The 19516-nt window shown below is 68.9% G+C and carries 21 protein-coding genes; 11 read left to right on the top strand and 10 right to left on the bottom strand.

Going from position 1 to position 19516, the window contains the following annotated elements; translation table 11 throughout:
* Positions 1 to 17 precede the first annotated feature (17 nt).
* On the top strand, positions 18 to 497 hold the full coding sequence (tatB, locus tag Q9R39_RS04805) for a Sec-independent protein translocase protein TatB (RefSeq protein ID WP_247451887.1): 480 nt from the start codon (positions 18 to 20) through the stop codon (positions 495 to 497).
* A gap of 4 nt (positions 498 to 501) precedes the next feature.
* Here tatB and Q9R39_RS04800 read toward each other — a convergent pair whose 3' ends face one another.
* The 4 genes from Q9R39_RS04800 to Q9R39_RS04785 all read right to left on the bottom strand — a co-directional run bounded on the left by Q9R39_RS04800 (position 502) and on the right by Q9R39_RS04785 (position 4930).
* Positions 502 to 1647: an Mrp/NBP35 family ATP-binding protein gene (locus Q9R39_RS04800; protein WP_055475030.1), complete on the bottom strand. Its 1146-nt coding sequence runs from the start codon at positions 1645 to 1647 to the stop codon at positions 502 to 504.
* A 58-nt stretch (positions 1648 to 1705) separates the two neighbouring features.
* On the bottom strand, positions 1706 to 2830 hold the full coding sequence (locus tag Q9R39_RS04795; RefSeq protein ID WP_311277152.1) for a lytic murein transglycosylase: 1125 nt from the start codon (positions 2828 to 2830) through the stop codon (positions 1706 to 1708).
* Between the two features lie 241 nt (positions 2831 to 3071).
* Positions 3072 to 3587, bottom strand: a complete 516-nt coding sequence (locus Q9R39_RS04790; protein ID WP_055475028.1) for a DUF1003 domain-containing protein — start codon at positions 3585 to 3587, stop codon at positions 3072 to 3074.
* Positions 3584 to 4930, bottom strand: a complete 1347-nt coding sequence (locus tag Q9R39_RS04785; RefSeq protein ID WP_226512981.1) for a magnesium transporter MgtE N-terminal domain-containing protein — start codon at positions 4928 to 4930, stop codon at positions 3584 to 3586. Before Q9R39_RS04785 ends, Q9R39_RS04790 begins: the two co-directional genes overlap by 4 nt.
* A 135-nt stretch (positions 4931 to 5065) precedes the next feature.
* Here Q9R39_RS04785 and Q9R39_RS04780 point away from each other — a divergent pair, with 135 nt between their 5' ends.
* From Q9R39_RS04780 to Q9R39_RS04760, 5 genes are all read left to right on the top strand, one after another.
* Positions 5066 to 5554 (top strand): general stress protein, encoded by a 489-nt coding sequence (locus tag Q9R39_RS04780; protein ID WP_311277151.1) that lies wholly within the window; start codon positions 5066 to 5068, stop codon positions 5552 to 5554.
* Between the two features lie 220 nt (positions 5555 to 5774).
* On the top strand, positions 5775 to 7187 hold the full coding sequence (locus tag Q9R39_RS04775; RefSeq protein WP_175404349.1) for an extracellular solute-binding protein: 1413 nt from the start codon (positions 5775 to 5777) through the stop codon (positions 7185 to 7187).
* The gene (locus Q9R39_RS04770; protein WP_082652962.1) at positions 7184 to 8404 is read left to right on the top strand and encodes a sugar ABC transporter permease; all 1221 of its coding nucleotides are present in this window, start codon (positions 7184 to 7186) and stop codon (positions 8402 to 8404) included. Before Q9R39_RS04775 ends, Q9R39_RS04770 begins: the two co-directional genes overlap by 4 nt.
* A 4-nt stretch (positions 8405 to 8408) precedes the next feature.
* Complete coding sequence (locus Q9R39_RS04765) at positions 8409 to 9239, top strand: carbohydrate ABC transporter permease (RefSeq protein ID WP_055475025.1); 831 nt, start codon at positions 8409 to 8411, stop codon at positions 9237 to 9239.
* Between the two features lie 3 nt (positions 9240 to 9242).
* A complete protein-coding gene (locus Q9R39_RS04760; protein ID WP_058252713.1) occupies positions 9243 to 10418 on the top strand; it encodes an ABC transporter ATP-binding protein in 1176 nt (391 codons plus the stop codon).
* A 28-nt stretch (positions 10419 to 10446) separates the two neighbouring features.
* Here the strand turns inward: Q9R39_RS04760 and Q9R39_RS04755 are convergent, their stop codons facing one another.
* Together Q9R39_RS04755 and Q9R39_RS04750 are read right to left on the bottom strand one after the other, a co-directional pair.
* A complete protein-coding gene (locus Q9R39_RS04755) occupies positions 10447 to 11304 on the bottom strand; it encodes a hypothetical protein (RefSeq protein ID WP_055475023.1) in 858 nt (285 codons plus the stop codon).
* Complete coding sequence (locus tag Q9R39_RS04750; protein ID WP_311277150.1) at positions 11294 to 11983, bottom strand: metallophosphoesterase; 690 nt, start codon at positions 11981 to 11983, stop codon at positions 11294 to 11296. The genes Q9R39_RS04755 and Q9R39_RS04750 overlap by 11 nt, the downstream gene beginning before the upstream one ends.
* A gap of 58 nt (positions 11984 to 12041) precedes the next feature.
* Between Q9R39_RS04750 and Q9R39_RS04745 the strand changes: the two genes are divergently transcribed.
* From Q9R39_RS04745 to Q9R39_RS04735, 3 genes are all read left to right on the top strand, one after another.
* On the top strand, positions 12042 to 12635 hold the full coding sequence (locus Q9R39_RS04745; protein ID WP_068969931.1) for a suppressor of fused domain protein: 594 nt from the start codon (positions 12042 to 12044) through the stop codon (positions 12633 to 12635).
* Between the two features lie 159 nt (positions 12636 to 12794).
* The gene (locus tag Q9R39_RS04740) at positions 12795 to 13511 is read left to right on the top strand and encodes a HemK2/MTQ2 family protein methyltransferase (RefSeq protein ID WP_091344408.1); all 717 of its coding nucleotides are present in this window, start codon (positions 12795 to 12797) and stop codon (positions 13509 to 13511) included.
* A complete protein-coding gene (locus Q9R39_RS04735; RefSeq protein ID WP_058252716.1) occupies positions 13508 to 13711 on the top strand; it encodes a CDGSH iron-sulfur domain-containing protein in 204 nt (67 codons plus the stop codon). Before Q9R39_RS04740 ends, Q9R39_RS04735 begins: the two co-directional genes overlap by 4 nt.
* Positions 13712 to 13750: 39 nt before the next feature.
* Here Q9R39_RS04735 and Q9R39_RS04730 read toward each other — a convergent pair whose 3' ends face one another.
* From Q9R39_RS04730 to Q9R39_RS04720, 3 genes are all read right to left on the bottom strand, one after another.
* A complete protein-coding gene (locus Q9R39_RS04730) occupies positions 13751 to 14788 on the bottom strand; it encodes an iron-containing redox enzyme family protein (protein ID WP_058252717.1) in 1038 nt (345 codons plus the stop codon).
* Between the two features lie 166 nt (positions 14789 to 14954).
* Positions 14955 to 15614, bottom strand: a complete 660-nt coding sequence (locus tag Q9R39_RS04725) for an endonuclease (RefSeq protein ID WP_311277149.1) — start codon at positions 15612 to 15614, stop codon at positions 14955 to 14957.
* Positions 15615 to 15663: 49 nt separating this feature from the next.
* On the bottom strand, positions 15664 to 16749 hold the full coding sequence (locus Q9R39_RS04720) for a magnesium and cobalt transport protein CorA (protein ID WP_058252770.1): 1086 nt from the start codon (positions 16747 to 16749) through the stop codon (positions 15664 to 15666).
* Positions 16750 to 16791: 42 nt separating this feature from the next.
* Between Q9R39_RS04720 and Q9R39_RS04715 the strand changes: the two genes are divergently transcribed.
* Complete coding sequence (locus Q9R39_RS04715; protein WP_058252719.1) at positions 16792 to 17412, top strand: MarC family protein; 621 nt, start codon at positions 16792 to 16794, stop codon at positions 17410 to 17412.
* A gap of 58 nt (positions 17413 to 17470) precedes the next feature.
* Positions 17471 to 18421 carry a glycine betaine ABC transporter substrate-binding protein gene (locus Q9R39_RS04710; RefSeq protein ID WP_058252720.1) on the top strand — a complete coding sequence of 317 codons (951 nt, stop codon included), beginning with the start codon at positions 17471 to 17473 and terminating at the stop codon, positions 18419 to 18421.
* 257 nt (positions 18422 to 18678) lie between these two features.
* Here Q9R39_RS04710 and Q9R39_RS04705 read toward each other — a convergent pair whose 3' ends face one another.
* Complete coding sequence (locus Q9R39_RS04705) at positions 18679 to 19509, bottom strand: SDR family oxidoreductase (RefSeq protein WP_058252721.1); 831 nt, start codon at positions 19507 to 19509, stop codon at positions 18679 to 18681.
* Positions 19510 to 19516 lie beyond the last annotated feature (7 nt).

Here is a 19516-nt window from a genome sequence, read left to right as displayed (position 1 = left end):
AGGTCAGGACGAGGCACATGTTCAGCAGCATCGGATGGGGCGAGATAGCGATCCTGGTGGTCGCGGCACTCGTCATCCTCGGCCCCGAACGTCTCCCCGGTGCCGTCTCCTGGACGATGCAGTCGGCCAAGAAGGTTCGTGATTACGCGACCGGTGCGAGCAATCAGCTGAAGGACGAGCTGGGTCCCGAATTCGACGACCTGCGCAAGCCGCTCGCCGACCTCAACGAACTGCGGGGTATGACGCCGCGGTCGATCGTCACGAAACACCTTCTCGACGGCGATGATTCACTGTTCCGGCTGAACGAGAGCGCCACCACGGTCGACCGGAAGACCACCCCGGCGGCGCCGGAGATCAAGCCCGTGTCGGCGCCCCTGTCGTTCGAGAAGCAGGAGACCGGCAATCAGGACTCCGCCGGCCCGGCGGGGTCCGCGGCGTCGGACCGCCCGTCGCGGTCGGGGTCGCGTCCCGCAGCGGCCGACTGGGACGCGACCTGACCGGTCAGGAATTCCGGATGGTGTCGAGTCCCAGACTCATACCCGCCAGGCCGCGCTTACGCGCCGCGAGCTTGCCCGCGATGGCGCGCAGGGCGGAACCGGACGCAGATTCGGGTGCCGACAGCACCACCGGGACACCGGCGTCGCCGCCTTCGCGTAAGGCCGTCTCGAGCGGTACCTGACCCAGCAGGTCGACCTGGGCGCCCACCGCGCGCGTCAGGCGTTGCGCCACCTGCTCGCCGCCGCCGGACCCGAACGGTTCCATGCGGCTGCCGTCGGGCAGCTCCAGCCACGACATGTTCTCGACGACGCCGAGGATCTTCTGCCGCGTCTGCAGGGCGATGGCCCCGGCGCGCTCGGCGACCTCCGCCGCGGCCTGCTGGGGTGTCGTCACCACCAGGATCTCCGCGCCCGGGATGAGCTGCGCGATCGAGATCGCGACGTCACCGGTGCCCGGCGGGAGGTCGAGGAGCAAGACGTCGAGATCGCCCCAGTAGACGTCCGCGAGGAACTGCTGCAGGGCTCGGTGCAGCATGGGACCGCGCCAGGTCACCGGCGTGTTGCCGTCGGTGAACTGTCCGATCGAGATGAAGCGGACGCCGTGGTTGCTCGGCGGCATGATCATGCGCTCGACCTGGGTGGGTTTGGCGTCGCTCCCGAGCATGCGGGGGACCGAGTGGCCGTAGATGTCGGCGTCGAGAACGCCGACGGTGAGCCCGCGTTCGGCGAGCGCCGTGGCGAGGTTGACGGTGACGCTCGACTTGCCGACGCCGCCCTTACCCGACGCGACGGCGTAGACGCGGGTCAGTGAGCCGGGCTGCGCGAACGGGATGACCGGCTCGGCCTTGTCCCCGCGGAGCTTCTTGCGCAGCTCGGTGCGCTGCTCGTCGTCCATGACGTCGAGTTCGACGCGGATCGCGCCGACGCCCGGGACGTCGGCGACTGCTGTTTCCACGCGCTGCGAGATCTCGGTGCGCATCGGGCACCCCGATGTCGTGAGGTACACCCCGACGTCGACGCTCGCGTCGTCGTTGATCGTGACCGACTTGACCATCCCGATGTCGGTGATGGGCTTGCCGATCTCGGGATCCTTGACCTTGCCCAGAGCGGCGCGAACTGCCGATTCCGTGGGCGCGACTCCTGTTGTCATCTGGCCCAGACTACCGGCGGCGCCGACGGTTCCGGGCGCAGGTCCTCCGGTGGCGCCGTCAGCGGACGGGAACCGGGGTGCTCGCCCCTCCCGGCCTGTTCGGGCCGGCGTTCCCCGCCGGTGCCTGTTGTACCGCCGGGGCCTCCCTCTTGGTGGGCGGGGGAGCGGGCTGGCCCGGGAACAGCGGCGGAATCGACGGCAGGCAGACGATGATGCACGGCGGCGGCGGAGGGCTCGGCCGCCGCGTGGTGGAGGACGACGACGACGAGGACGACCCGGACTCCGGCCGCCTGGGTTTGCTGGACGAGCTCGAGCTGCTCGACGGCTTGCGCTTCATCTCCGGGATGGGGTCGGTCGGCATCACGCCCGTCGCGTAGGCCCCGGCCCAGCCGAGGACGTTGGCGACATACTCCATCGAGCGGTTGTACCGCAGCACCGCCGACACGCGAGTGCGCTCGTTCATGATGTCGGTGACGCCGGCGCAGAGATACCGGCCGGCCGAGTACGTGGCGTCGAAGATGTTGTTGGGGTCGGGTTTCCCGTCGCCGTTGGCGTCGGAGCCCCACGCTGCCCACGTGCTCGGGATGAACTGCATCGGGCCCATCGCCCGGTCGTGTCCGGCGTCGCCGTCGATGCGTCCGCCGTCGGTGTCCTTGATGACCGCGTTGCCGGCCAGCGAGCCGTCGAGGACCGGCCCGGCGATCGGGTTGATCGTCGTGCCGTACTGATCGACCGAGCCGTTGCTCGCATGATTGGACTCGATGCGTCCGATGCCGGCCAGCAGGAACCACGGCAGTTTGCAGGCCGCGCTCTCGGCGGCGACGCGGTTGGCGGCCAGCTTGTAGGCCTGGAGTACGACGCCCGGGATCCCCAGCGGGCCCGAGGGGAGGTCGCTCGCGAGCCGGAACTGCGGCGCCGGCAGCGCGGTCGCGGGCTTCTCCGGCGGCGGCGCGAAGCCGAGGAGTGCGCCCGGCGAACCCGCGACGAGTTCGGCCACCATCACGGGGGCATCGGGCTCGACGACGGCCGACGCGACGTTGCCGCCGGAGGCGCTCGACGTCGCGGTCCCCAGGACCAGTGCACCGACCAGACCGCCGCCGACGACCAGCGTCGCGGCGCGTCGTGGGAACGAGGACGGACGGCGCGGACCACGGCGACGGCGGACGAGGTCGAGTGGCCTCACCGGAGGCCTCCTGCACATCGTGCGGCCCCGGGCCGCTGCCCGGTCCTCTTCACTCCGTTGTCAACACACACTTCTGCCCCCGAGAACGCGGCGATGCTCACCCGCGGCCCAGGTCCAGAGCCGCTCACATGGATGTGTCGGAGAATCTCGTCGCGCCGTGACAGACGCCGGGATCCGGTCCGAACTGTGACCCACCATACATATGGGTCTGACGTCCCAGACACGAACCCGGCTTTTGGTGTCAGTGATCCTTGGAACCGCGGCGGCCGGATTCGTCGCCGGCGGGGGCGCCGAGCCGTTCGGTGAGTTCGTCGAGCAGGTCGTCCAGTTCTTTGCGCAGGTAGTCGCGCGTGACGGTGTCGCCCACCGCGAGACGGACCGCGGCGAGCTCCCGGGCCAGGAACTCGGTGTCGGCCTTCGTCTGGGCGGACCGCATCCGGTCCTCTTCCAGCGACACCCGGTCGCGGTTCTCCTGCCGGTTCTGGGCCAGCAGGATCAGCGGCGCCGCGTACGCCGCCTGCGTCGAGAACGCGAGGTTCAGCAGGATGAACGGGTACGGGTCCCACTGGATCGACACCGCGACCAGGTTCAGCACGATCCACACGATGACGATGACCGTCTGGATCGCCAGATATCGTCCGGTGCCCAGGAACCGGGCGATCCGCTCGCTGTACATCCCGACGACGTCGGAGTCGAGATTGAACGAGATCGTGCGGCGGGTGCTGGGGGTGTCGAGCTTGCGTCCCGGTTCGCTCATCGGATCCGCACCTGGGGGCCGCCCGATGCCGGTTCCGGGCCACTCCCGACGCCGTACCCGTCGGCCTCGACGACGTCCTCGGGTTCGGTCTCACGCCAGTCGCGCGGCAGGATCTCGTCGAGCAGGTCGTCGACGCTCACCGCGCCGAGCAGGTGGCCGGCCTCGTCCACGACGGGGCCGCACACCAGGTTGTAGGTCGCGAAATATCTCGTCATCGTCTCCAGGGAGTCCTCGGGATGGAGTTGGGCGAGGTCGGTGTCCAGGATGCCGCCGACCAGGTGCGCGGGCGGTTCCCGGAGCAGGGCCTGCAGATGCACGCATCCGAGATACTTGCCGGTCGGTGTCGAAGTGGGCGGGCGGACGACGAACACCAGACTCGCCGCGGCCGGCGTCAGGTCGGGGTTGCGGACCCGGGCGAGGGCCTCGGCGATGGTGGTCGATGCGGTGACCACGATCGGCTCCGAGGTCATCACGCCGCCCGCGGTGTCGGGGGAGTGCAGCAGGAGTCGGCGGAGGGGCTCGGACTCCACGGGGTCCATCTCCTCGAGGAAGGCCTCGGCCTCGGTGTCGGGCAGTTCGCCGAGAAGGTCGGCGGCGTCGTCGGGGTCCATCGCCTCGAGGATGTCGACGGCGCGGTCGCGTCCGAGCGCGGCCAGCACCTCTTTCTGGTCGTCGGGCGGCAACTCCTGCAGCACGTCGGCGAGCCGTTCGTCGTCCAGGGCCGCTGCGATCTCGTCGCGACGTTTCGCGGGCAGTTCGCGCAGGGCGTTGGCGACGTCGGCCGGGCGCATGCCCTCGAACTGCAGGAGGGCCTGCGCGACTCCTTGTCCGGGCAGGTTCAGCGAGCTCTGGGTGATGCCCTGCACGCTGGACCACTCCACGACCTGTGTCTCGTGGCGCCGGCGCAGGCCGCGACGTCCCGCCCGGATCGCGACGCGGGAGACGACCCAATCGCGGGTCCGGGTCTTCTCGATCCCGAGGTCGATCACCGTCACGTCGGCGTCGGCGAGCTCGGGGAGATCCGGATCGACGACCCGGACGTGGGTGTCGAGGACCTGTCCGATGGCGAGCGCCTCGCCGGGCCGCAGGTGGAGCCGGCGGAGGCTCACGGTGCCGGTGTTGAGGGCCACGGCCTGGGGCTCGATCGCGGTCACCCGCAGCATCGGCACGAAAATTCTACGCCGAGTGGTCAATTCGACCGCGAGACCGAGGACGCGCGGTTGCTGCCCGGACATGCGGATCGAGATCACCACGTCGCGGACGCGTCCGATGGACTCGCCGTCGGGACCAAGGACGGCCAACCCGACTAATCTGGCCACGAACACCTTGCTCACCGACGACATGGGAGTAAGGGTAGTGTAATCGGTGCAGCGGAGGCCGACGGCAGACACGAACGCCCACCGGTGGGAGACCAGTCCCACTGTCGGGTCTCACCGCGACGTTCAGCACTGGAGTCTGACAACAGGGAAGGCCCCGATATGACCAATCCCATGCGCCCGAGCCGCGAGACGCCGGGACTCCCCACCCCGCCCAAGGGCTGGCCGATCGGTTCGTACGGAACCTACGCCGAGGCCCAGCGCGCGGTGGACTTCCTCTCCGACGAGAACTTCACCGTCCAGGACGTCACCATCGTGGGCGTCGATCTGATGCAGGTCGAGCGGGTCATCGGCCGGCTGACGTGGGGCAAGGTGATCGGCGGCGGGCTGGTCTCGGGTGCCTGGCTCGGCTTCTTCTTCGGATGTCTGGTGGCGCTCGTCTTCGCCGGCTCGCCCATTGCGCCCATCCTGGTGGGCATCGTCGGCGGCATGGTCTTCGGTGTGATCTCCGCGACCATTCCGTACGCGGCGACCCGGGGCCAGCGGGATTTCGCGTCGACCATGCAGCTGGTCGCCGGCCGCTATGACGTGCTGTGCGACCCGAAAAGCGCAGAGAAGGCGCGCGACACGCTCGCCCGTCTCACCTTCTGACGTCGCCTCCCGCGGTCGGACACGGAGCGATCACAATCGCCCGCGGAATGGCACGCCCATGCCGAATGTGTTGCATGTCACGAATCCTCACGTATAGCGTTGCTCTTCGGACGCTCACGGCGGAGCACCGCTGCGGCGCCGCGTACGACATCGAGGAGGCTGCGTGCGGAGCAGGGTCAGCACGGACGGATCCATCAGCACCGACGGATCTACCAGGCGCGTGAGACGAAAGGTCCTCGCCGCGGCGGTGGCAGCGGTGGCCATGCTGCCCGTGCTGTCCGCATGTGGCTCGGGATATGAAGCGGGCGTACTCAATTTCTATCCGCCGGCCGACGGCGCGGACACCTTCGCCGAGATCGGCGACAAGTGCTCGGCGGATTCCGGTGGTGCGTACAAGGTCGTGACCACCCCGTTGCCCAAGGGCGCCGACGATCAGCGTTTGCAGCTCGCGCGGCGCCTCGCGGGCAACGACAGCGGGCTGGACCTGATGGGCATGGACGTGGTGTGGACGGCCGAATTCGCCGACGCGGGTTGGATGGTGCCGGTGCCCGACGCCATGGCCGCCGAGGTGTCGGCGCGCACCCTGGGTGGTCCGCTCGACACCGCGGTCTGGAAGACCGACGACGACGAGCGGGAACGGCTCTACGCCATCCCGTTCTCCACGAACACCCAATTGCTCTGGTACCGACCGGATGTGCTCGTCGAGGACGTCGACCGCCGGCGCCCGGCGTCGACGTGGAACGGCATGCTCGAGGACGCGCTCGTCAGCGGTCGCAACGGCGGACCGACCTACATCATGGTGCAGGGCAGGCAGTACGAAGGCCTGATGGTGTGGTTCAACTCGGTACTCGCCAGCGCCGGTGGGCAGATCGTCGACCCGGACGACCCCGACAAGGTCACCCTCAACGACACCCCCGAACACCGCGCCGCGACGGTCCGCGCCCTGGAGACGCTGAAGCGGGTCGCCACCGCGCCCGGTGCCGATCCGTCGCTGACCAACTCCGACGAGGGCGCCGCGCGGCTCGGCATGGAGAGCGGTGAGGCCCTGTACCAGGTGAACTGGCCGTTCGTCTTCGCCGGGATGCGCGAGAACGCCGTGGCGGGCAGCGTCGCCTTCCTCGACCTCACCGAATACGCGAACCTGTACGCGGACACCGCGAATCCGCCGACCCCGGCGCAGGTGGTCCCGCTCAACCGCGAGATGCGGCGGGTCTTCGACTTCGCGCCTTATCCCGGCTTCGAGGGACTTCCCACCAAGACGACCCTGGGCGGCATCAACATCGCCGTCGCGAGCACCTCGCAACAGCAGGACCTCGCCTACCAGGCCGCCGAGTGCATCACCAGTGAGGCATCGCAGAAGGCGTTCTCGTTCAGTGCGGGTCCGCCGCCGGTCATCGAGTCCATCTACGACGACGCCGATTTCCGCCTCGCGTACCCGATGGCCGACGAGATCAAGCGGCAGCTCGAACCCGAGCACGCTGCTCTGCGGCCGAAATCGCCCGACTATCAAGCAATCTCGACGCTGCTGCAGGCCAAGTTGAGCCCGGTCGGCGCCTGGGAGCCGGAGGCCCTGGTCGACGAGCTCGCCGAAGCGGTCCAGAAGGCCATCGACGGGGAAGGGTTGGTCCCGTGAGCGACAACGACACTCCGCGCAACGACGCCGAGAACGCGGGCGGCAACCCCGACGACGCGGGGTTCCGAGCCGGGCGACACGCCCTCCCGGATGATGCCCCACCCCAAACCGGTCCGATCCCGATCGTCGGCGACACACCTCCGGTGCAGTCCGATCAGGTGTGGACCGCTCCGCCGGGAGGTCGGCACGAGGTGACCGCGGCGTCGTCGCACACCGACCGGCCCACTCCGGATCCCGCGCCCGCCTCGCTGTCGAAGCCGGCGACCGGGACGGGCGGGGGTACCGCGGTGATCGATCGGCCTCGGGCCGACACGCCGCCGGCCGCCCCGCGCAAGCGCAGCGAGGGCAAAACCGCCGAGCGCCGGCTGGCCTTCTGGCTCGTGGCGCCGGCCGCACTGATGATGCTCTTGGTCACCGGATATCCGATCGTGTACGCGGTCTGGCTCTCGCTGAACAAGATGAGCCTCTCGGCGCCGGGGGAACGCGAGTTCGTCTGGTTCGCCAACTACGCCACCGTCCTCACCGACAACTATTGGTGGACGGCCTTTGCCGTCACGGTCGGCATCACGGTCGTGTCGGTACTCATCGAACTCGTGCTGGGCATGGCGATCGCGCTCGTCATGCACCGGACGATCTTCGGGCGGGGCACCATCCGCACCGTGGTCCTGATCCCCTACGGCATCGTCACCGTGGCGGCGGCGTTCTCCTGGTACTACGCGTGGACGCCGGGCACCGGATATCTCGCCAACCTGCTACCCGACGGCACCGCACCGCTCACCGAGCAATGGCCGTCGCTGGCGATCATCGTCCTCGCCGAGGTCTGGAAGACGACGCCGTTCATGGCCCTGCTCCTGCTGGCCGGCCTCGCGCTCGTCCCGGACGATCTGCTCAAAGCGGCCCAGGTCGACGGTGCCGGGGCGTGGACGAGACTGTGGCGCATCATCCTTCCGCTGATGAAGCCGGCGATCCTGGTGGCGCTGCTGTTCCGCACACTCGACGCGTTCCGCGTGTTCGACAACATCTACGTCCTCACCAGCGGGTCCAACAACACCTACTCGGTGTCGATGCTGGGTTACGACAATCTGTTCGGCGCCTTCAATCTCGGCGTCGGCTCGGCGATCTCGATTCTGATCTTCATCTGTGTCGCGATCATCGCGTTCGTGTTCATCAAGGGGTTCGGCACCGCCGCACCGGGTTCCGACGACGAGGGGAGGTAAGCCGTTGAATGCGAGCGGAAAGTCCAAGGCCTGGTGGTCGATCGCCAACATCCTGGTGATCCTGTATGCACTCATCCCGCTGCTGTGGATCATCAGCCTGTCCTTCAAGCCGGCGAGCAGCGTGACCGACGGGAAGTTCTGGCCGAGTGAGTTCACCCTCGACAACTACAAGAGCATCTTCGAGACCAGCGCCTTCACCTCGGCGCTGATCAACTCGATCGGCGTGGGTCTGATCACCACGGTGATCGCGGTGCTCCTGGGGACGATGGCGGCCTATGCGGTGGCCCGCCTGGACTTCCCGGGCAAGAAGCTCCTGATCGGTGCCGCGCTGCTGATCGCGATGTTCCCCCAGATCTCGCTGGTGACACCGTTGTTCAACATCGAGCGGGCCATCGGGTTGTTCGACACCTGGCCCGGCTTGATCCTGCCCTACATCACCTTCGCGCTGCCGCTGGCGATCTACACCTTGTCCGCGTTCTTCCGCGAGATCCCGTGGGAGCTGGAGAAGGCCGCCAAGATGGACGGCGCCACCCCGTGGCAGGCCTTCCGCAAGGTCATCGCCCCGCTCGCCGCCCCGGGCGTCGTGACGGCGGCGATCCTGGTGTTCATCTTCGCCTGGAACGACCTGCTCCTGGCACTGTCGCTGACGTCGACCGAACGGGCGATCACCGCGCCGGTGGCGATCGCGAACTTCACCGGCAGTTCGCAGTTCGAGGAACCGACCGGGTCGATCTCGGCCGCCGCGGTGGTCATCACCATCCCCATCATCATCTTCGTGCTCTTCTTCCAACGTCGAATCGTGGCCGGCCTGACCTCCGGCGCCGTGAAGGGATAACCCATGGCAGACATCGTTCTGGACAACGTCTCCAAGCAGTATCCCGACGGCTCCACCGCCGTACACGGGGTCGACATCGAGATCGCCGACGGCGAGTTCGTGATCCTGGTGGGCCCGTCGGGATGCGGTAAGTCGACGACGCTCAACATGATCGCCGGACTCGAGGACATCTCCGGCGGCGAGCTGCGGATCGGCGGGGAGCGGGTCAACGAGCGCGCACCCAAGGACCGCGACATCGCGATGGTGTTCCAGAGTTACGCGCTCTACCCGCACATGTCGGTGCGCGAGAACATCGCCTTCCCACTGACTCTCGCGAAGATGCCGAAGGATCAGGTGGCCGCGAAGGTCGACGAGGCCGCGCGCATCCTCGACCTCGGGCAGTACCTCGACCGCAAGCCGGCCAATCTCTCCGGCGGTCAGCGGCAGCGCGTGGCGATGGGCCGGGCGATCGTGCGCTCCCCGAAGGCGTTCCTGATGGACGAGCCGCTGTCGAACCTCGATGCGAAGCTGCGCGTGCAGATGCGTACGGAGATCTCACAGCTGCAGCAGCGCCTGGGGACCACCACGGTCTACGTGACCCACGACCAGACCGAGGCGATGACCCTCGGTGACCGGGTCGTCGTGCTGCGCAACGGGTATGTGCAGCAGATCGGTACGCCGCAGGAGCTGTACAACAATCCGACCAACGTGTTCGTGGCCGGTTTCATCGGCTCCCCGGCGATGAACTTCCTGTCCGGTCGCCTCGGCAGCGAGGGTATCGAGACCGCGATCGGCACCATCGTCCTCGACGACCATCGTGCGGTGGTCTCCCGTGCCGGAGACGTCGGCAGTGGCGGCGACGTGCTCATCGGCATCCGGCCCGAGCACCTCGAAGACGCGTCGCTCGTCGACTCGACGACCCGTGGACACGGCGGGACCTTCACCGCGAACATCGACGTGCTCGAGTCGATGGGTTCCGACATCTACGCCTACTTCGGCGTCGGGTCGAGCCGGGCGTCGAGCGACGCCCTCGCGGAGTTGTCCGCCGATTCCGGAACCGATCTCGGCGGCAATCAGTTCATCGCGCGACTGTCCCCGGACTCGAAGGTGAGCCGCGGCGGTTCGGCGGAGCTGTTCTACGACGCGTCGAAGATCGCGGTGTTCGACCAGAGCTCGGGGCAGTCCCTGCGCGTCCGCTAGTGTCCCGCCTGTCCCTGCAGGCGTCGGCTCAGCGCCGGCGCCTGCGGGAGTGGTCGAGCAGTTCGTCGAAGACGTGTTCGTCCCAGATGTGCCTGCGCACAAGCCGATACCGTTCGCAGGCCACCCACATGTACAGCTCGGCGTCGCTGTCGAGGTCGGGCCGGATGCCCGCCCGGCGCGCCATCCGCACGACCGGCAGGAACTCCTCACCGAACCAGCGCCGAGCGGTCTCGGTGCGGTTGAGGAACTCGCCGATCTCCTGGCTCAGGCGGAATCCCCACGCCTCGACGTTCTCGGCGAGTTCGGCGTAGTCGAACGGGAAGCTGAGTCGGATGGCCTCGGCCTGGGAGCCCTCGAGCGGCACGCGTGACAGGAAGATCCGACGATGGTCCTTGAGGACCAGGTCGGAGGTCGCGGTGATGCCCTCGGGGGAGATGCGCGTGTGGATCAGGGTGACGTAGGCGTCGATCGTGACCCAGTTCCGCGCGATCGCGATGGACACGCGGTGATGGCCGTCGATGACGAAGTGCATCGATCCGATCCGGTACAGCTGTACCGGAGGGACGGATTCGCCGCGGCGTTGCGCGGCCGCCAGCCGCTGCCAGCGCTCCCGGCCGCGCGACGAGGTGGGCCGGAAGTAGCGGTCGAAATCCTTGGTGCGGTCGACACTTCCGACGATCGAGGACACCTCGACGACCTGCAGTCCGAGGGAGGTCTCCCCGGTCCGTCCGAGCGCGGCGACGACCTCGTCGAACGGGAGGATGGTGTTCACGTCGGCGGGCTGACGCATGAACCACTGCGCGAGCCGCGCGCGTTCGGCCTGGCGTCGCATCCGGGCGAAGTCGTTCTCCGCGTCGGCGTCGGGAAATCCGGTGTCACGCGCCATGTCTGCGCCTCACGATCTCGACCTCCCGGGTGGCGGGATCGAAGTCGAACTGGCAGTAGCCGACGACGTTCATCGAGGTCGTCGAGGAGCCGATGGGCAGATCAGCCGGTCGTTCGCCGTACGGATGGACGTGGCCATGGACCAGCAGCGCCGGTTGCAGCGACCGGACCAGCGGGTGGAAGCAGTCGAAACCCCGGTGCGGCAGATCGTCGCGGTCGCCGACGCCGCGGGCCGGGCTGTGCGTGAGCAGGATGTCGGCGCCGCGGGGAGGTGACAGCGCGGTGGTGCATCGCAACCGGAGGGACCGCAACCGCTGCTGGGTGTCGGTGTACTGGTTGGTGCCGTCGTTGTAGCGGCGGCTGCCGCCGAGGCCGCTGATACGGAGTCCGGCGACCGTCACGGTCCGGCCGTCGGCGTTGACCGCACCGCACGGTCCGGGGTCCTCGACGGGGAGCCCGGCGCGCGTCCAGCCGGTGCGGCCGCGGCGGTACCCGCGCAGGTCCCGGTCGTGATTGCCGGGCACGAACACGCACGGCGCGTCGCACAGCGACGACAGGATCTCGAGGTACTCGAACGGGAGGTCACCCGCACCGAGGATGAGGTCGGGCCGGGACTCGATCCCCACCCCGAAGGTGAGGGAGTCCACCACCTCGTCGGCGACCGCCAGAACCCGGACCATTGCTCCAGGCTAGAGGAGCACCCCGGGTCCGTGCGCCGGAGTCGGTAGCCTGTCGGATGTGAGCGAAGCCGTGACTGAGGTCGTCGGACGATTTCTCGAAGACCGGCTGGGGGCGACCCCCCAACGTGCGTCGGTGACGTTCCTCGGTGTCGAACCGATCGACGTCCTGCGGTTCGTGCCCGACGAAGCCGGCGATCGGGACGAGGTGGTCTACGTGACGTCGGGGTGCGCACGGCACCCGATGTCCGATCCCACCGACCTGCACGCCGATCCGGTCCGCGGACCCCGTGCCGAACTCGTCGTGCGCGTGTCGTCGGGAACGCCGCTGCCCGGTCTGCACAAGCGCATGGCGACGCTGGCGGCCGCGCCGGCGGTCGAGGGCCTCGTCATCGCCGCCGATGCACTCGTCGACCTCGGCGAACCCCTGTGGGACGGTTCGCCGTTCACCGCGGTCCTGCTCGAGGCGGACGAACTCGGGACGGTCGAGCTGCCCACGCCCATGGACCCGGTCAGCATGCTCCGGGCGGTGCCGATCACCGCCAACGAGGCCGCGTGGGTCCGACTGAAGGGTGCCGACGCACTCCGCGAGGCCTGGCGTGAGGCGGGTATCGATGTACGGCGGCCGGATCGGGCCTCGGCAACACCGGCCTGACCGGCCGGCGGATTCCCGGCGCACTCATCCGCATCGAGGTTTCGGAACGTATGACAGAGGGAACATCTGACCAACTGAGCACGGTCCGTCTGAGAAGTGAGGGTGCATGGAGTCACGGGGAGCAGGGACCATCGGCACGACGAACGGGCGGTGCCCGGCGTGACCATCACCTCATCGTCGCTTCCCACAGCGACCGCAGCGCTACCCGAGCTCGATGTCTACCTGCCACAGCAGGACACTCAGCTGTTGATCGACACTCTCCGATCCCGCGGCGTCTCCGGGGCCCGCGTGCTCGATCTCTGCACCGGCAGCGGCGCCATCGCGATAGCGGCCGCAAGGTCGGGTGCGTCGCACGTGACCGCGGTGGACGCATCGGCGGACGCGGTTGCCTACGCTCGGCGCGCGGCAGCCGACACCGGCGTCCGGATCGAGGTGGCGCACGGTGATCTCCGGCGCCATCAGGGTCGCTACGACGTCGTCACCTGCAACCCCCCGTATGTTCCGACCCCACCGGAGTCCGAGTCGGAGCTGCACCCGGCCGGCCCGTCTCATGCGTGGGACGCGGGACCCGACGGCCGAGCCGTCCTCGACCCGCTGTGCGCACGCGTTCCCGAGTTGCTGGTGCCCGGCGGAGCTTTCGTGCTGGTCCACTCGGAATTCGCGGACTCCGACGCCTCGCTGCGCGCCCTGCGCGCCGGGGGACTGACCGCAGAGGTGGTGGCCGAGCGGGTCATCCCGTTCGGTCCGGTCCTCACCGCACGCGCGGGCTGGATGGAAGAGTGCGGCATGCTAGAAAGCAACCGTCGCATCGAGCGTCTCGTCGCGATCGTCGCCGTCGCCCCGGGTGGTCCCGCCCCGGCCGGAGCGTCGCGGTGAGCGGGGACAAGAAGCCGAATGCGGTGCGAGTGATCCGAGGCGGACCCGTCCTGGTGTCCGGTCCGGTCGACATCGAACTCCCCGACGGCGCCCGGGTGCAGTCGGATCGGTTCATGGTCGCGGTGTGTGCGTGCGGTCGGAGCAAGAACTACCCCCTGTGCGACACCAGCCATCGCAAGAAGCGCCGCCGCGCGACCTGACGGCTCACGAGCGCCGCCCGAACGAGCGCCTTGCCCGGGTCAGATACCCGGGAAGGCGCTCTTTCCGTCGTCCCACGCGGACAGCACATGCCGGTCGAGGGCGTCCTCGACGAACAGGAAGGCGCGGATCCCGAAGATCACATCGGCCTCGGTGTCCGGCTCGGTGCGGATGAGATCGCCGACGACATCGGTACGCAGGATCTGCTCGTGCACGGCATCGGCCTCGACGTGTTCGCGATAGAACCGCCGGCACGCCTCCGGTGCGTCGAGCTGCTCCAAACCGGCCAGCAGGCGCTGCGAACCGGGCGGCGAGGTGATCTCGGTGGCCGCCAGATGTCCGACCGCCGCGCCCCGGTAGCGCCGGTGTAGTCCGAACAGCGACATCAGATTGACCGGCGTGAGGGCGACGCCGGGAACGGTGTCGAGGTAGCCGAGGTAGTCGGCGCTGAGATCGGAAGCGCGAAGCAGATCGGCGAACAGCTCCTGATGCACGGCGTCGCCGCGTCCGCCGCCGAATTCGTCGAACTCGACGGCGACGTAGGCGGCCTTGGCGTGCCCGCGCAGACGTGGGATCGCGAAGGCGTGCGGGTCGGCCTCCTTGAGGTGGTACAGCGAGCGCAGAGCGAACAGCTGCCGGTACTGCTCCCACGTCCCGGCGTCGCGGAGCCGGTAGGAGGCGCCGTCACCGTCGGGGTTCTCGATGCACAGTTCTTCCATCTCGTGCTCGGCGGAATCGTCGGCGGTCATCGCCGGGACGTCGCGGTGCAGGGCGGCGAGGAATCGCTGCTCGAGGGCGGCCCGAACCGTGAGCAGGGCCGGACTCCATTCCCAACCGGCGTCGGCGTCGACGAACCCGACGTAGTGCATCTCGTAGCAGAGGTACAGCGCGAGCTGCAGATCGTCGCCGTAGGGGTCGGCGTCGACGACCCTCGGGTCGTCGGCCGGCAGGTCGAGGACCGACGCGGACGCAGGGTCACCGCGGAGGAGGTCGATCACCATGGCCGAGAGCGGTCCGCGCGCACCGGGCAACAGGGGGCGTCGGAAGGCCGTGTCGTGCGCCGTCGGATCGTCGACCATCGGGTCAGCTGACACCTGGGAGTCCTCCTGTCGGGTACGGGCGTCGGGTACGGGCGTCGGGTACGGGCGTCGGGCACCGCGGTGCGCGGCGGACGCCGGCTCTCCTGGGTAACCGGATCGGGGACGGCACAAACCATCACCGGGTGGTAGTGACCGTCGTCCCAGCCTAGGCCCGGTTGTCGGATCCGGCGATCTCCGCGCGCAACTGCTTGTCGAGCGAGACACGCACCAGCGCCGCTGCCAGCACCTCGGGCCGGCCGTCGGCGAGATCGGCGAGCCGTGCCGGGTCCTCGGGTAGTCCGAGGTCGCGGGCGGCGGCGAGCGCGCGTTTGTCGAAACGCGGCGCGACCCACTCCCACACCGATTGCACCTCTCGCAGGAAGATGTCGGCCCCGACCGGACCGATGCCGGTGAAATCCTGGAGCAGTTCCGCCGCGCGGGTGGGGTCGGAGTCGGCGTCGTCGGCGAGCCGACGGAGATCGCCGTGGTAGTCGTCGAGGACCTTCTGCGCCGCCTCGCCGAGGCGGGTGGCGGTGCTCTCGTCGTAGCGGACGTAGTGGCCGCGGCCGAGCGCGTCGACCAGCTTCTGCCAGTCGGCGCGGGCCATCTTCTCCGGGGTCCGGTAACCGGCGGCGAACAGTTCGCGCGCGGCGGCCACCGCGATGTCCGCAGAGATCCGCGTACTGAGGAGCAGGGCGAGCACCAACAGTTCGAAGAGCGGTGACGGCGTGTTCTTCAGCGTGATGCCGGCGTCCTGCGCGTAGGTGCGGCCGGCGCGGTCGATCAGTTGTCGCGCCGTGTCCTCGGCGTGGTCCGTGCGGGTCATCGAAGCCGGTTACCCACGCCGGTGCGCGGGCAATCACCGCCGCCGCCGGTCACAACCAGTGACTGCGCCGGAACACGACGAACAGCGTCGCGCAGAGGGCCACCAGACAGCCCAGCACGACGGGATAACCCCACTCCTGGTGCAGTTCGGGCATGTGGTCGAAGTTCATGCCGTAGATCCCGGCGACCATGGTCGGCACCGCGGCGATCGCGACCCATGCCGAGATCTTGCGCATGTCGGTCGACTGCTGGATACCGACCTTCGCCGCCGCGGCCTGCAGGAGGGAGGTGAGCAGTTCGTCGTACTCGAGGACCCGGTCGATGACGGTCGTGAGGTGGTCGGCGACGTCGCGGAACTGGCGTCGGATCTCCTTGGGCACCAGCGGGTTACCGCTTGCCGTGAGACTCTGCAGCGGGGCCGCCAGCGGTGTCACCGCACGACGGAGTTCGAGCACCTCGCGCCGTAGGAGATAGACGGGATCGATGTCGAGTGCGTGACCCTGCCGACCGAACACGACCTCCTCGATCGCCGCGACATCGGCGTCCATCCGGTCGGTGACGGCGAGGTAGCTGTCGACGACCTTGTCGGCGACGGCGTGCAGCACCGCGGTCGGGCCGAGGGCCAGACGCTCGGGGTGCGTCTCCAGGCGACGGCGCAGTTCCGACAGTTCGGTGTGCTCGCCGTGGCGCACGGTCAGTACGAAGTCCGGCCCCGCGAAGACCATGATCTCGCCGGTCTCGACGACCTCGCTCGCCTTGGCCATCGTCTCGTGCTCGATGTACTGCACGGTGCGCAGGACGAGGAACTGGGTGTCGTCGTAGACCTCGAGCTTCGGCCGCTGGTGCGCGTGTACCGCGTCTTCGACGACGAGTTCGTGAAGGCCGAACGTGGCGCCGACGTCGGCCATCTGAGCGTCGTCGGGGGCGTGGAGTCCGACCCATACGAAGCCCTCGCCGGCGGCCCGCACCCGGGCGAGACCTTCGGTGTAGCTCACCCGTCCCGGTTGCCGGTGGCCGTCGACGTACACCGCGCAATCGACGATCGCCCGCGCCACGGGGACGCGGATCTCGGGGAGCGGGCGGCGCTCGCGGCGCGGTGACAACCCGCGCGGACCAGGCCGGGGGATCGAGGGCACGAGTGCCGATGCTACCCGGCGGGCCCCGTACACTCTCCGAACGTGTCCTTCGACGTCACGGTGTACACGACGACGTTGATCACGCTGCTCGTCATCATGGACCCGCCTGGCCAGATCCCGCTGTTCCTCAGCCTGGTCGGTCAACGCTCGCCGGAGTACCGGCGGCGCGCGGCCTGGCAGGCGCCGCTCGTCAGCCTCCTGGTGATCAGTGTGTTCGCCGTCGCCGGCAAAGCCATCCTGAACTATCTCCACATCGGGATCCCGGCGCTGCAGGGCGCCGGCGGTTTGTTGTTGCTGCTCGTGGCGCTGCAATTGCTCACCGGCCTCGGCAACGCCGGCAAGCCCACGGCCGCCGACGACGTCAACGTCGCGCTGGTGCCGCTCGGCACCCCGCTGCTCGCCGGACCGGGTGCCATCGCCGCGGTCATCGTCGGTGTGAGCGGCGTCGACGCCGGATCGGGTGGTTATCTGGCCATCGCGGCAGCCATCGTCAGTGTTCACCTGGTGGTGATGCTGGTCCTGCGCTATTCGACGGCGCTCATCCGCATCCTGGGCATCGGCGGCATCACGCTGCTCGCCAAGATCGCGGGCCTGCTCCTCGCCGCGATCGCCGTGCAGCTCATCGCCGACTCCGTCATGGGATTCATTGCCGAGGGAGCGTGAGCCGACCCGGGGACCCGCCTCGTTCGGACGTGGGACGTGCTGCGGATACGGTGGCGGGGTGACTGAACGTCGTGTCCGCAAACGTCTCATCACGGTGGCCGGTCTGATCGTCGTCCTGGCGGTGGTCATCGCCGGGTGCGCCGACGACTCGTCGTCCCCACCACGCGGGGTGGTGATCGGCTCGTCGGAGGATCCGGCGATGCGCGTGATGGCCGAGGTGTACGCGGGTGCGTTGCGCAATTCCGGATCGGTGGTGTCCGGTGACCAGCTCCGTGGCGACGCGCCGGCGCTGCTGGACGAGATGGACCGCGCTGCGCTCGATCTCTTCCCGGCTTTCACCGGGGAACTGCTGACGTTGTTGTCCCCGTCGTCTACCGCGATCGGCGCCGAGGACGTCTACAACGACCTGAACCGCTCACTCCCGCAGGGGGTTTCGGTCGGCGATGAGACGCCGGTATCGGCGGCGCCGCAGATCTTCGTGTCGACGGCCCTCGCCGGGGACGTCGGCGCCACCGGACTCGAGGACTGCGGCCGACTGCCGGCGGGCCTGCCGATCGTGGCCGTCGCCGAACCCGATGACTCGACGATGCGTGCCTTCGCCGACGCCGGTTGTGCCTTCGGTCCGGTCGAGGTCACCGCCACCGGAGAGGAGGTGCTCCGACGTGCCGCCGACGGCGGCGCGGTCGGACTGCTGACCCCCCTCGAGATCGCCGGCGAGGACGCCGACGGGGCGTCGTCGGAGGTCCAGGCGCTCCGCACATCACCGGGTGGCGGCGACACCGCGGACGGTGCCGCGGCTGCCGAACCCGCGGACGAGTCGGGTCCGCGGGCGGAGGTGCTGGTCCCGGTGTTCCGTTCCGCGGCGCTGAACCGCGATCAGGTGAAGGCCATGAACAAGGTGGCGGGCGAGATCACGACCGCCGATCTCGCCACCATGGCGGCCGAGGTCGACGGCGGTGCGGACCCGCGCGACGTCGCGCTGGCCTGGCTGGGCGAACACGGGCTGTAGGGAAGACACGACAACGCCGTGCTCATTCGGCCCGCTCGCTTCGCTCCCGGCGCCGTGCTCATTCGGCCCGCTCGCTTCGCTCCCGGCGCCGTGCTCATTCGGCCCGCTCGCTTCGCTCCCGGCGCCGTGCTCATTCGGCCCGCTCGCTTCGCTCCCGGCGCCGTGCTCATTCGGCCCGCTCGCTTCGCTCCCGGCGCCGTGACACCGACACGCCCCGACCGCGTGTCGGTGTCACGACCCGTGTGTGACCCCGGCGCCTAGCGCGCCTTCGACAGCGCCCAGCCCGTGAGCTTCGCCGACACCCACTGGTACTTCGAGGCGACGAGGCGCACCGAGAGGTCCAGGATCTTGGCGTCGGTGCCGACCAAGATGCGTGCCTTGTTCTTCCGGACGCCCTCGATGATCACCTCGGCCGCATCCTCACTCGTCATCCGGGCGAGGTAGCGGTCGAAGAACGCGGCCGTGGCCTTCTGGTCGTGATCCCCGGACACGGTGGCGTTCCGGGCGATCGCGGTCTTGATCCCGCCGGGATGCACACACGACACCTCCACCGGGTGCTTGGCGATGATCATCTCCTGCCGCAGCGCCTCGGTGAATCCGCGCACCGCGAACTTGGCGGAGTTGTAGGCGGCCTGGCCCGGTTCGGCCAGCAAGCCGAACAACGACGAGGTGTTCACGATGTGCCCGTCCCCGGACGCGATCACGTGCGGCAGAAACGCCTTGGTGCCGTTGACGACTCCCCAGTAGTCGACGTCCATCACCCGTTCGATGTCCTTGAACTCGGTGCGCTCGATCTCACCGTGGTGGGCGATGCCGGCGTTGTTGAACACGACATTGACCACGCCGAAGTGCTCGGCGACGGTGTCGGCGTAGGTGAGTACCGCTTCGCGCTCGGCGACGTTCAGCAGCTGCGAATGCACCTCGGCGCCGGCCTCTGTCACCAGCTTCTCGGTGACGGCCAGGCCGTCGGGGGTGACGTCGGAGATGGCCAGCCGCGCACCGCGACGCGCGAGCTTGACGGCGATGTCACGGCCCATTCCCGAACCGGCGCCGGTGATCACGACGACCTTGCCGCGAAAGTCCTTCATGTCTTGT

The organism is Gordonia sp. AC31 (assembly GCF_031844505.1).
GTDB classification, from domain to species: domain Bacteria; phylum Actinomycetota; class Actinomycetes; order Mycobacteriales; family Mycobacteriaceae; genus Gordonia; species Gordonia hongkongensis.
This window is presented reverse-complemented; position numbering and strand designations above follow the sequence as displayed.